The organism is Saccharopolyspora indica (assembly GCF_027853965.1).
Classification (GTDB): Bacteria; Actinomycetota; Actinomycetes; order Mycobacteriales; family Pseudonocardiaceae; genus Saccharopolyspora; species Saccharopolyspora indica.
In genome coordinates this window covers 41,559-54,195 of the sequence record NZ_JAQGLB010000034.1, presented here as the reverse complement: position 1 = coordinate 54,195, position 12,637 = coordinate 41,559, and the positions used below count along the sequence as shown (strand labels likewise).

General features: G+C 74.0%; 7 protein-coding genes. All 7 read right to left on the bottom strand.

Annotation, left to right across the window (positions count from 1 at the left end; all coding sequences use genetic code 11):
• Positions 1-39: 39 nt before the first annotated feature.
• The 7 genes from OU416_RS38745 to OU416_RS38715 are packed head-to-tail and all read right to left on the bottom strand — an operon-like array spanning position 40 to position 12,617.
• On the bottom strand, positions 40-1,629 hold the full coding sequence (locus OU416_RS38745; protein ID WP_270932078.1) for a condensation domain-containing protein: 1,590 nt from the start codon (positions 1,627-1,629) through the stop codon (positions 40-42).
• The gene (locus tag OU416_RS38740) at positions 1,626-4,910 is read right to left on the bottom strand and encodes an amino acid adenylation domain-containing protein (RefSeq protein ID WP_270932077.1); all 3,285 of its coding nucleotides are present in this window, start codon (positions 4,908-4,910) and stop codon (positions 1,626-1,628) included. Before OU416_RS38740 ends, OU416_RS38745 begins: the two co-directional genes overlap by 4 nt.
• A 12-nt stretch (positions 4,911-4,922) precedes the next feature.
• Positions 4,923-6,275 (bottom strand): M20/M25/M40 family metallo-hydrolase, encoded by a 1,353-nt coding sequence (locus tag OU416_RS38735; RefSeq protein WP_270932076.1) that lies wholly within the window; start codon positions 6,273-6,275, stop codon positions 4,923-4,925.
• Between the two features lie 12 nt (positions 6,276-6,287).
• Positions 6,288-7,322 (bottom strand): acyl-CoA dehydrogenase family protein, encoded by a 1,035-nt coding sequence (locus OU416_RS38730; protein WP_270932075.1) that lies wholly within the window; start codon positions 7,320-7,322, stop codon positions 6,288-6,290.
• Positions 7,322-8,497 (bottom strand): acyl-CoA dehydrogenase family protein, encoded by a 1,176-nt coding sequence (locus tag OU416_RS38725; RefSeq protein ID WP_270932074.1) that lies wholly within the window; start codon positions 8,495-8,497, stop codon positions 7,322-7,324. The genes OU416_RS38730 and OU416_RS38725 overlap by 1 nt, the downstream gene beginning before the upstream one ends.
• Entirely contained in the window at positions 8,494-11,769 is a 3,276-nt protein-coding gene (locus OU416_RS38720; RefSeq protein ID WP_270932073.1) for a non-ribosomal peptide synthetase, read from the bottom strand. The genes OU416_RS38725 and OU416_RS38720 overlap by 4 nt, the downstream gene beginning before the upstream one ends.
• On the bottom strand, positions 11,769-12,617 hold the full coding sequence (locus OU416_RS38715; RefSeq protein ID WP_270932072.1) for a [LysW]-aminoadipate kinase: 849 nt from the start codon (positions 12,615-12,617) through the stop codon (positions 11,769-11,771). The genes OU416_RS38720 and OU416_RS38715 overlap by 1 nt, the downstream gene beginning before the upstream one ends.
• Between the last annotated feature and the right edge of the window lie 20 nt (positions 12,618-12,637).

The following is a 12,637-nucleotide window of genomic DNA, read 5'->3' as shown; positions in this document are numbered from 1 at the left end:
GCGGGCCGGCCCACCACCTCTCGTCAGGAACCGGGACCCTCAGGTGGCCGCGGCCAGTTGGCGGATCGTGTGCTCGCCCAGGACCAGTTCCACCGGGAGCTCCACGCCCATCTCCCGGGCTCGCATGACCACCCGCACCGCGCGCAGGGAGTTGCCGCCGGAGGCGTAGAACTCCTGGTGCACGTTCACCGCGTCGACCTCCAGGATCTCCGACCACAGGCGGGTCAGCAGCAGCTCCGCCGGGGTGCGGGGCGACGGGTCGCCGCCCTCCGCCGCCTGCTGGACGGGCGGCGCCTCCGGCAGCGGGGCGTCTTCCAGCGGGCGGGCGTCGGCGATGGGGCAGGGCAGGTCGGCCAGGCGGGTGCTCGGGCTGGTCACCGCGGTACGGAGGATCGCGGTCAGGGACTTTGCCGCCAGGGCGGCCGAGTCCTCGGTGAACAGGTCCGCGGAGAGCGTCAGGGTGCCGGTCAGGGCGTCCTGGTGCTCGGCCAGGTCCGCGGTGATGTCGAAGTGGGCGGAGGTCGTGGGCAGCGGGAGGGGTTCGACCGCCAGACCCTGGATCCCGGTCGCCCGGGGCAGGCTGGTGTTGTTGATCGCCAGCATGGTCTGCACCAGCGGGAGCCGGCCCGCGCGGCGGTCCGGTTTCAGCTCCTCCACCAGGAGCTCGAAGGGGACGTCGGCGTTGCCGTAGGCCGTCAGGGAGCGGTCGCGGACCTGGGTCAGCAGGTCCAGGAAGGTGGGGTCGCCGCTCAGGTCCAGGCGGATCGGCAGGGTGTTCACGAAGAAGCCCACCAGGGGTTCCAGCTCGACCTCGGTGCGGCCCGCCACCGGGATTCCCACCACCAGGTCGGTCTGGCGGCTCCAGCGGGACAGCATCGCGGCGTAGGCCGCCATCGCCACCATGGAGGCCGTCACGCCGTTCGGGCCCACCAGCCGGAGCTGGCGGACCATCGCGGCCGGGACCTTCACCGGAACCGCGTGCGCGCCGGAGGTGGTCCGCGCCGCGCGGTCGGCGGGCAGGCGCAGCTCCTGGACGCCGTCCAGCTCCTCGCGCCAGTGCTCGACCTGGCCGTTCAGCTCGCCGCTGTCCAGCTGTTCCTGCTGCCACACCGAGTAGTCCGCGTACTGGACGGTCAGCTCCGGCAGCTCGGCCGCCGGGTCGGCGTACAGGCCGATCAGCTCGTTCAGCAGCACGCCCATCGACCAGCCGTCGGCCACCGCGTGGTGCACGACGTTCAGCAGCACGTGCTCCTCCGCCGACAGGCGCAGGAGGTGGCAGCGCAGCAGGGGTCCTTCGGCCAGGTCGAACGGGATCGCCGCCAGCTCCTCGGCCCGGGCCACCGCCGCAACCAGCCCACCATCCACTGTGGACTCCTCCAGCGCCACGGGCCCCGGGGCGCGGACCACTTGGACGACGTCGCCGCCCTCCAGCCGCAGCACCGTGCGGAGGACCTCGTGGCGCTCGACCACCGCGGTCAGCGCCCGGTTCAGGGCCGCGGCGTCCAGCGGGCCGCGCAGGTGCAGGGCCGCCGCCATCGTGTACAGCGGGGTGTCCGGTTGCACCTGCTCCAGCAGCCACAGCCGCTTCTGCCCGAAGCTGGCGGGCAGGACGTACAAGTCCTCGGTCATGGGGTCAGCTCCTGCGGGACGGTGGGCGGAACGGGGGCGCGGAAGCGGGAGCGGTCCACCCGGCGCAGGCCGGGACCGCTCGCCGGGCGCCGGGCGCCTTCCCGGACGGCCTGCGCCATGGCGGCCACCGTCGGGGAGGCGAACAGCTTGTTCAGCGGCAGCTCGACGCCGAAGGCCGAGCGCACGCGGAGGACGATCTGGGTGGCCAGCAAGGAGTGGCCGCCCAGGTCGAAGAAGTTGTCGGTGGTGCCGACGCGGGCCACGCCGAGCACTTCCTGCCACAGCCGCACCAGGGCGCGCTCGGTGTCGTCGGCCGGGGGCACGTGCTCGCCCTCGACGTCGGCCGCGGCCGGTTCGGGCAGACGGCGGCGGTCGAGCTTGCCGTTGGGGCTCAACGGCCACTCGTCGACCAGCACGAGATCGGTGGGCACCATGTGCGCGGGCAGCTTCTCCCGCAGCGCCGCGCGCACCCGGCCCAGGTCGGGCTCCGGCGACGCGCGCAGCCAGGCCGCCAGGCGCGGGCCGGTGTGCGCGGTGTGCAGCCCGGCCACCGCCGAGTCCACGCCCGGCAGCGCGGTCAGCGCGGCCTCGATCTCGCCCAGCTCGATGCGCATGCCGCGCAGCTTCACCTGGTCGTCGATGCGGCCCAGGTACTCGACCGCGCCGTCCGGGCGGCGGCGCGCCAGGTCGCCGGTGCGGTACAGGCGCTCGCCCGGGGCGCCGAACGGGTCCGGGATGAACCGGGAGGCGGTGAGCGCCGGGCGGTCGCGGTAGCCCCGGCACACCGGCACGCCGCCGATCAGCAGCTCACCGGGCATGCCCGCGGGCACCGGCGCGAGGTGCTCGTCCACCAGGTGGATCCGGGCGCCGTCCACCGGGAAGCCGATCGGCACCCGGTGGCCGTAGCCGTCGCGGCAGTCGTACCAGGTGACGTCGATCGCGGCTTCGGTCGGGCCGTACAGGTTGAACACCGGCACGTCCGGCAGCAGCCGCGCGCAGTCGTCGACCAGGCTCGCGGGCAGCTCCTCGCCGCTGCACACGATGCGCCGCAGCGCGCCGGCGCGGGCGAGGCCGGGCGCGGTGAGGAAGGCGGCCAGCATGGACGGCACGAAGTGCGCGGTGGTGATCGACGCGGATTCGATCAGCCCGGCCAGGTAGTCCGGGTCGCCGTGGCCGCCGGGCCGGGCGAGCACCACGCGGGCGCCGACCATCAGCGGCCAGAACAGCTCCCACACCGACACGTCGAAGCCGATCGGCGTCTTCTGCAGCACGCCCTCGCCGGGCTCGATCGGGAAGGCCTGGTGCATCCACAGGATGCGGTTGAGCGCGCCCCGGTGCTCGTTCATCGCGCCCTTGGGGCGGCCGGTCGACCCGGAGGTGAAGATCACGTAGGCGAGGTCGCGCTCGGACACCTCGACGGCGGGCCGGGTCTGCGGCTGGGCGGCGATCAGCGCGGCGTCCCGCTGCGGGCAGATCAGCTCGACACCGTCCACTGTGGATGACGTGCTGTCGCCGATCACCACGGCGGCGCGCGCGTCGGCGAGCATGAGCTCCAGGCGCGCGGCCGGGTAGCCGGTCTCCAGCGGCAGGTACGCGCCGCCCGCCTTGAGCACGGCGACCAGCGCCACCAGCAGCTCGATGCTCCTGGGCAGGCACACGCCGACCACGGTGTCCGGGCCGACGCCGCGCGAGCGCAGCAGGTGCGCGAGCTGGTTGGCGCGGCGGTCCAGCTCGGCGTAGCTGATCGCGGTGTCCTCGAAGCGCACGGCCTCGGCGTCCGGGGTGGCGTCGACCTGGGCTTCGACGTGCCCGTGCAGGGTGACCGGCCCGGAGCGCAGCGCGGGCACCGAGGCACCGCTCAGCCGGTCGACCACCTCGGCGCGGTGCTCGTCGGTGAGCAGCGGCAACCGCGACACCGGCAGCTCGGGCTCCAGCGCGGAGAGCACCAGCCGCAGGCTGTCGGTGAGCCGGGCTGCGGTCTCGTCGGCGTACAGCTCGCGGCTGTGCTCGACCTGCCCGGTCCAGCCGCCGTCCGGCAGCGGGGTGAGGTCCACGTTGAGGTCGAACTTGGCGGTCCCGGTGGTCAGCGGCACCACCTCCAGCTCGACCGCGCCCGCGGTGACCCGCTGGAACGGGGCCTCGTCGGTCTGGAACAGGTGCCGCACCAGCGGGGTTCGGCCACCGGCGTCGCGGGCCGGGCGCAGCTTCTCCACCAGGTGGTCGAACGGGATGTCGGCGTTGGAGCGGGCGTCGAGCACCGCCGAGCGGACCTGGCGCAGCAGGTCCCGGACGGTCGGGTCGCCGGAGAGGTCCAGGCGCAGCGGCAAGGTGTTGACGAAGAACCCGACCAGGGGCGCGACCTCGGCGCGGGAACGACCCGCGACGGGCATGCCGATGACCAGGTCCTCCTGCCCGGCCCAGCGGCCGAGCACGGCGGCGAAGGCGGTCAGCGCGACCACGAACGGCGTGGTGCGCTCGGCCTCGGCCAGCGCGGTCAGCGCGCGCCCGGTCTCGGGGGTCAGGCTGAAGGTGTGCGCGCCGCCGGCGAAGCCGGGTTCGGCGGGGCGGGCGCGGTCGGCGGGCACCTCGAGCAGCGGCGCACCGGCGAGGCGGTCGCGCCAGTGGGCGAGCTGCGCGTCGCCCGCCGGGGAGGCCAGCCACTCCTGCTGCCAGGCCGCGTAGTCGGCGTACTGCACGGGCAGCTCGGCGAGCGGGGCCTCGGGATCGCCGTAGCAGGCGACCAGTTCGCGCAGCAGGACCTCCAAAGACCAGCCGTCGCAAGCGATGTGGTGCACGTTGAGCACCAGCAGGTGGTCGTCCGCGGCGACGCGCAGCAGGTGGGCGCGCAGCACCGGACCGGTGGCCAGGTCGAACGGCTCCACCGCCAGACGGCGCGCCTCGGCCATCACATCGTCCACATCGGACACCGGCAGCTCGACGGGCGGTACCGGGCCGACGACCGCTACCGCACCACCGGTGTCGTCGGCGCGGTAGGTCGTGCGCAGCACCTCGTGCCGGGTCAGGATCGCGGTGAGGGCGCGCCGGAGCGCACCGCGGTCGAGGGCGCCGCGGAAGCGGACGCCCCCGGCCACGTTGTACAGCGCGCTGCCCGGCTGGAGGCGGTCGAAGAACCAGAGCCTGCGCTGACCGTGGGACAGCGGGGCGGGCGCGGTCGGGTCGGGGCGGGCCTCGATCCTGGGCACGGCGCCGCCGAGGCCCTTGCGCTGTTGCAGCTGACGCAGCAGGGCCTTGCGGTCCTCGCTCAACCAGGCCGATCGCATGGCAGGGGCTCCCTAGCAGTTGGTGTACCGGTAGGTGCGGAGCAGCTCGGTCAGGCACTGCGTGCCGAACTCGAGGGCCTCCACGGGGATGCGCTCGTTCGCGCGGTGCAGCAGGCTGCGGTAGTCGGTGCCCGCCGGGAGCTTCATGGGCAGCCAGCCGTAGCAGCGGATGCCCAGCTGGGCGAACAGCCGCGCGTCGGTGGACGCCGGGGTGATCATCGGCAGCGGCACGGCGTCCGGGTCGGCCTTGGTGAGGATCTCGACCAGGCAGTCGTAGAAGTCGCCGAACTCGGGCTCGGCCAGCGCGGCCGGTTCGACCTTCGAGCCCTCCAGCAGCAGGTCCACCTGGACGTCCTCGCCGATCAGCTCGCGCAGCTCGGCGGTGAAGTCGGCCACCGAGAACTCGCCGGGCAGGATGCGACCGTCCAGGTCCACCGAGATCTCGCCCGGCACCACGTTGATCTTCTCGGTGGTGCGCACCACGGTCGGGTTGATCGTGTGGCGCAGCACCGAATCCAGGTACAGCGCCTCCTCCAGCGGCAGACCGGCCGGGATGTTGTCGCGGACGCGGTCGGCGCGCAGCCTGCGCACCGCCTCGTCCAGCGGTTCCGGCAGCGCCGCGGCCAGCGCGGCCAGCATGCGGTCGGCGGCGTCGGTCTGGTGGCGGGGCAGGCGCACCCCGCTGAGCACGGTGAGCAAGCGGCCGAGCTTGGCCACCGCGCTGTCCGGCGGGGCCAGGCGCGAACCGTGGCCGCTCGGGCCGCGCAGCGTGATGCGCAGCCAGCACGCCCGCTTCTCCGCGACCACGACCGGGTGGAAGCGGCAGCCGCCGAGCTCGATGCCCGCGCCGCCTTCCTCGCCGATCGCGCAGCGGATGCCGTCGAAGAGCTCCGGGTGGTTGTTCATCAGGTACCCGGCGCCGACGCGGCTGCCGTTCTCCTCGTCGGCCACGACGGCCAGCACCACGTCCCCGGCGGGGCGCTCCCCGGCCTCGCGCAAGCGCATCAGGGCGGAGAGCATCATGGCCAGCCCGCCCTTCATGTCGATCGCGCCCCGGCCCCACACCTCGCCGTTGACGAGCAGGCCTTCGAAGGGCGGGTAGAGCCAGTCCTGGCCGGTCACCGGGACGACGTCGGAGTGGCCGTGCAGCAGCAGCGGGGCCGCCTCGCCCCGGCCGGGGAAGCGGGCGACGAGGTTCGTGCGGTTGTCGTCGGGGCCCAGGACCTGGACGTCGACCTCCGGGCACTGGGCCAGGATCTCGGCGATGTGCGCCACGCAGGCGCCCTCGTCACCGGGCGGGTTGGTGGTGTTGATCCGGATCAGCTCCTGGAGCAGGGGCACCGGGTCGGTGGCTGGGGTCGTCACAACGTCTCCGTCTCAAACCGTGTGTGCGTTCGCGAGCAAGGTGGCGGCCAGGCGGCGCAGCCCGGCCGGGGTGCCGAGGGTGAGTGCGGCGACCGCGGCCCGGCGGTGGAAGACGCTCGCGTCGCACTCCTCGGTCAGCCCGCGCGCACCGTGCAGGTGCACGGCCTCGGCGGCCGCCTCGCGGGCCAGGTCGGCGGCCAGGAACAACGCCTGCGCCGCGGGCATTCGCACGTCCGCACCGGCCCCGGCGGCCCGGTCGGCGGTGCGGGCGAAGGTCAGCACGGCGGTGGTGCGCGCGGCGAGCGCGGCCAGCCGGTGCGCCAGGACCTGCTGGCGGGCCAGGGGCGCACCGAAGGCCTGCCGGTCTTTCAGGTGCGCGGTGGACAGCTCCACGGCGCCGCGCGCGATCCCGGCCAGGTGCGCGGCCAGCCGCAGCCGCGCGTTCGCCAGCGCGGTGGCGTAATGCCCGCCCGAGGTGAGCAGCTGGGCCTGCGCACCGGTCAGGACCACCTCGTAGAGGTCGCCGCGGCCGAGGTCGTCCTGCCTGCGGGTGCGCACGCCCGGCTGCCGCACGGGCACCAGGGCCAGCACCGGTTCCGGGCCGCCGACGACGAGCAGGTGGTCCACGTCGGCGGCGAAGGCGACGAACCGGCGCACACCGGTGACCCGGCCCTCCGCCACGGTCAGCTCGGCCGGCTGGTCGGGTTCGTCGGTGCCGTGCTCGCGCATCGCGACGGCCAGCGTCAGCTCCCCGGTGGCGATGCGGTCGAGCTCGGCGCCGAAGCGCCCGTCCGCGGCGAGCAGCTCGGCGGCGAAAACGGTGTCCAGGAACGGACTCTGGTACAGGCCGGGCCCCATCAGCTCGGCGGTGTCGAGCAGCCCGGGGCCGCGCAACCCGTCCAGCTCGGCGAGAGTGGCCCACACCGTCTCGCGCACCTGGCTGTCCTCTTCGGACGGTCTGGCCCGGCCCGCGCCCTTGGGCCGCTCGCCCAGCCTGCGCAGGGTCGGGTTGAGGTCGGGGTGGAAGAGTTCGGCGACGGCGGTCATCAGAGCAGCCCCAGTCCGTTGGTCGCGATCAGCATCAGCATCACCTCGGAGGTGCCGGAGGCCAGCCGGTGCGAGGGCCCGAACCGGTAGCCGGCCTCCAGCTGACCGAGCGCGGGCGCCTCGCCGTCCCAGGCGGTGAGCACCGCGTCCAGGCCGTCGACGTCGGCCGCGGCGGTCAGGATCGGCTGGAACAGCTCGGTGACGTACCACTTGGACATGGCCGAGGCGACCGGGTCCGGTTCGTGCTCGCCGAGGTTGCGGACCATCTGCCAGGCCAGGGCGTGCCCGGCGCGCAGCTTCGCGTCCAGCTCGGCCAGCGGGATGGCGCAGGCCGGGTCGGCCAGCCGCCCGGTCTCGGCCGCGCGCCGGAGCACGAGGTCGAGCAGGCGGCGGGCCTTGGCGTGAAAGTCGATGCCGGTGCGCTCCAGCTGGAGCAGGTCGTTCATCAGCACCCAGCCGTCGTCCACCCGCCCGACCACGTCGGCCTCGGTGAGCCGGACGCCGTCGATGACGACCAGGTTGAACCGGTCGTTGGCGCTGCTGGGCACGGGTTCGACGTGCACGCCGGGCGAGCGCAGCGGCAGCAGGAACAGCGTGATGCCGTGCATGGCCACCGGGCCGTCGCTGGTGCGGGCCGCGCACAGCGCCACGTCGCCGTGCTGGGACTTCATGTTGAAGACCTTGCTGCCGGACAGGCGCCAGCCGTCGCCGTCGCGGACCGCTCGGGTCTGCAGCGAGGCCAGGTCGGACCCGGCACCGGGCTCGGTGAAGAGCACGGTGGCGATGCGCTCCCCCGCCGCCAGCGCGGGCAGGTGCGCGCGCTTCTGCTGCTCGGTGCCCTCGAGCAGCAGGAACATGCCGACGATGTCGATGCTGAGCACGTGCACGTCGTCGGGGATGCCCGCCAGGGTCATCTCCTCGGTGACGATGGCCGCCTCGACCGAGCCGAGCCCGGCACCGCCGTACTCCACGGGCCAGTTGGGGGCGAGCCAGCCCCGTTCGCCGAGCCAGCGGTAGACCGGCAGCAGCGCGGCCTCGGTGCCCACCGGGTAGCCGGCGATCTCCTCGGCGAGCTCGCGCACCCGGTCCTCGGCGAAGAAGGCCCGCACCTGGCTGCGGAACTCCGCCTGCGCCGGGGTGAGCACCGGGTCGTGGTCGAGCAGCGGCGCGCTCATCCCTCCACCTCCTGCAGCAGCCGCAGCAGCTCCGCGTCGTCGACGTCGGCGATCTCGTTGGCTTCGACCAGTTCGGCGAGCTCGGCGACGCTGGCCCTGGTGAACAGGTCCTGGAGTTCGAGGGTCACGCCGAAGCGGTCGCGGATGCGCGAGGCCAGCCGGGTGATCTTGAGCGAGGTGCCGCCCGCGGCGAAGAAGTTGTCGTGCACGTCGACCGGCGCCTGCTCCGGCAGGCCGAGCAGCTCGCGCCAGATGACCGCCAGGGCCTCCTCGGTGGGGTTGCGCGGTGGCACGGGGTCGTGGACCGCAGTGGCCGCCCCGGGTTCGGGCAGGCGCTTGCGGTCGAGCTTGCCGCTGGCCGCGCGGGGCAGCTCGGGCAGCACCGTGAACACCGCGGGCACCAGGTAGGCGGGCAGTTCGCCGGTGAGGTGCTTGCGCAGCTGCTCGGTGTCCAGCTCCTGACCGTCCACTGCGGTCAGGTAGGCGAGCAGGCGGGCGTCGGCGCCGTGGCGCTGGCCGATCACCGCGACCTCGTCGACCGCGGGGTGCTGCTTGACGACGTGCTCGATCTCGCTGGGCTCCACGCGCAGGCCGCGGATCTTGACCTGGTCGTCCACCCGGCCGACGAACTCCAGGTCGCCGTTGGCGCGGCGGCGCACGAGGTCACCGGTGCGGTACAGGCGGCTGCCCGGGGGCCCGAAGGGGTCCGGCACGAACTTCTCCGCGGTCTGCCCGGGCCGGTTGGCGTAGCCCCGGGCCACGCCAACCCCGCCGATGTGCAGCTCACCGGGCACGCCGACCGGCACCAGGTTCCCGCGCTCGTCGAGCACGTGCGCCTGGTAGTTCGCCAGCGGTGCGCCGATGGGCGGCATCGCGGTGTGCTCGACCTGCGGGCAGCGGTGGTCGATGCACGCCACGGTCGCCTCGGTGGGCCCGTAGCCGTTGTGGAACTCGCGGCCCGGCGTGTTCCACCGGTTGACCAGCTCGCCGGGGAAGGCCTCCAGGCCGACGAACAGGGCGCGCAGGTCGGGGAACGCGGTGGGGTCGAGCAGGCCGAGCACGGCGGGCGGCAGGTCGGTGACGGTGACCCGCTCGGCGCGCATCAGCTCGGCCAGGTCGTCCTGGTCCAGCAGGGTGCGGCGCGGGGCGTGCACCAGGGTGGCGCCGGAGCACAGGGCGGCGAAGAAGTCGAACAGGCTGACGTCGAAGGAGGGGTTGGCGAACTGGAGCACGCGGTCGCCCGCGGTCAGCCGGAACTCCTCGATGATGCCCGCGGTGAAGTTGACGATGGAGCGGTGCTCGACCTGCACGCCCTTCGGGCGGCCGGTGGAGCCCGAGGTGAAGATCAGGTAGGCCAGGTTGTCCGGCCGGGCGGTGACCGGCGGGCGCTGCGCGGACTGCTCGCCGAGCGCGTCCAGGCAGATCGCGGTGACGCCCTCGGGCAGCGCGCCGGCCCGATCGGTGGTGGTGACCACCAGTGCGGACCGGGCCTCGCCGAGCACCAGCTCCCAGCGCGCGGCCGGGTGGTCCGGGTCCAGCGGCAGGTAGGCACCGCCCGCCTTGTGGATGCCGAGGAAGGCCGTGGGCAGGCCGGGGCCGCGCTCCAGCAGCACGCCGACCACGGTCTCCGGGCCGACTCCGCGGGCGCGCAACGCCCATGCCACCTGGTTGGCGCGGGCGTCCAGCTCGGCGTAGGTCAGCGCCGCGCCCTCGAACCGGGTGGCCACCGCGTCCGGCTGTCTGTCCACAACGGACTCGAAGAGCTGGTGCAGGGTGATGTCGGGAACCGGGCGCGCGGTGTCGTTCCAGGTTCCGGTGAGCGCCTCGCGCTCGGCCGCGGTCAGCACCGGCAGCTCGCTCAGCCGCGGTTCGGTGCTCGCGGCGACAGCGGTGAGGATCTCGGTGTAGTGGTCGAACAGGCGCTGGATGCGGTCGGTGTCGAACAGCTCGGTGGAGTACTCCGCCCACAGGCGCAGGCCTTCGGGGATCTCGGTGAGCTGCACGGCCAGGTCGAACCGCGAGGTGCCCATCTCCATCGGGAAGGCCTCGGCCTCGATGTCGCCGACCGTCGCGGACTCCACGGTGGCGTGCTGCAGGGTGAAGCAGGTCTGGAACAGCGGGTTGCGGCTGGGATCGCGGTCCGGGCGCAGCTCCTCGACCAGCCGCCCGAACGGCAGGTCCTGGTGGAAGTGCGCGCCGAGCACGGTCTCGTTGACGCGGGCCAGCAGCTCCCGGAAGCTCGGGTCGCCGTGCACCGGGGTGCGCAGCACGAGCGTGTTGGCGAAGAAGCCGACCAGGCCTTCGACCTCGGGCCGGTTGCGGCCGGAGAACACCGAGCCGAGCACGACGTCCTCCTGCCCGGTGTAGCGGGCCATCAGCGCGGTGAACGCGGCCAGCACCACGGTGAGCAGGGTGACGCGCTCCTCGCGGGCCACCGCGTTTAGCCGGTCCCGCAACTCGGGCGGCAGCAGGACTTCCAGGGTCGCGCCCGCCTGGCTGGGGATCGCCGGGCGCGGCCGGTCGGTGGGCAGGTCGAGCGTGGGCAGGTCGGTGAGGCGCTGCCGCCAGTAGGCCAGCTGCTCGTCCAGGACGTCGCCGGTGAGGTGGCCGCGCTGCCAGACCGCGTAGTCGGCGTACTGCACCGGCAGCGCGGGCAGCAGCGTCGGCCGGTCCTGGCGGCGGGCCTGGTACAGCTCGACCAGCTCGGCGGTGACGATGCCGGTGGAGGCGCCGTCGGTGGCGATGTGGTGCATGTTCAGCACCAGCACGTGCTCGCGGTCGGCGAGCTTGCCCAGCGCCGCGCGCAGCACGGGGCCGCGCTCCAGGTCGAAGGGCTGCTGGGCGAAGGCCGACACCCAGTCCTCGACCTCGGCGCGCGAGGCCCCGGTCAGGTCGGTCACCGGCAGCGGCACCGACTCCGGCGCGGGCTCGATCTCCTGGTAGGGCACGCCGTTCTCGACCGGGTAGCGCGTGCGCAGCACCTCGTGCCGCGCCACCAGGTCGGTCAGCGCGCCCTGGAAGGCCGCGTGGTCCAGCTCGGTGCGCAGCAGCAGCGCGACCGGCGAGTTGTACACGGCCTGGCCCGGCGACCACTGGTCCAGGAACCACAGCCGCTGCTGGGTGAACGACAACGGCAGCGCCCGGTCGCGCGGGACCGGGGTGACGGTGTCGCTGGTGGCGCGCACCGACTTCTGCTGCTTCTCCCGCAGGGCGAGCAGCGCCTTGCGGGTGTCCGCGAGGCTGCGCCCAGCGGGCCGCACCGGACTCGACATCAGTGACTCCCTGCCAGTTCGGCCACCCGCACGCGGGTCCCGGCACCGGCGAGCGCGCTGCTCACCGGGCTGCCGCCGCGTCCGTCGGCGATGACTACCGTGCCCACGCCGCCCCGGAGGGCGTCGCGGGCGGCTTGCAGCTTGACGGTCATGCCGCCGGTGGCCTCCGCGCCGACCGGACCCTCCGGCGGCACCCGGAAGTCGGGCAGCAGCGTGCTCTCGTCGGTGTGGTCCGCCAGCACCCCGGGCGCGGCGGTGAGCAGCACCAGGTCCGTTGAGACCACTGCGGACAGCGCGGCGGCGATGGCCGCGGCGGCCCGGTCGGCGTCCACGTTGACCGGCTCGTCGTCCTCGCCCAGCGCGGGTGGGGACACCACCGGCACGATCCGCTGGTCCAGCAGCGCGGTCAGGATCGCGGGGTCCACGGCGGAGATGCGGCCGTTGTGGTCGTCGCGGACGACCACCTTGCGCCCGTCCAGCACCGCCCGGTGGGTGGCGGTGCGCTTGGCGCGCACCAGGTTCGCGTCCATGCCGGTCAGACCGGCGGCGCGGGCGCCGTGCCGGGCGAGCGCGGCCACCAGGCCGGGTTTGACCTTGCCGACCAGCGCCATCAGCAGCACCTCGAGCGTGGCCGGATCGGTGTAGCGGCTGGAGGAACCGCTCGGCGTGGTCAACCTGCGCTGAGGCACGCCGAGCCGCCCGGCCAGCTGGTCCGCGTCGGCCGCGCCGCCGTGCACCAGCACCACCGGCTTCCCGGCGGCGGACAGCTCGGCCAGGTCCCGGCAGACCGCCTCCCGGTCCAGCGCGAGGCCGCCGCCGCACTTCACCACGGTGACGTGGTCGGTCATGATGATCTCCCTGGATCGGA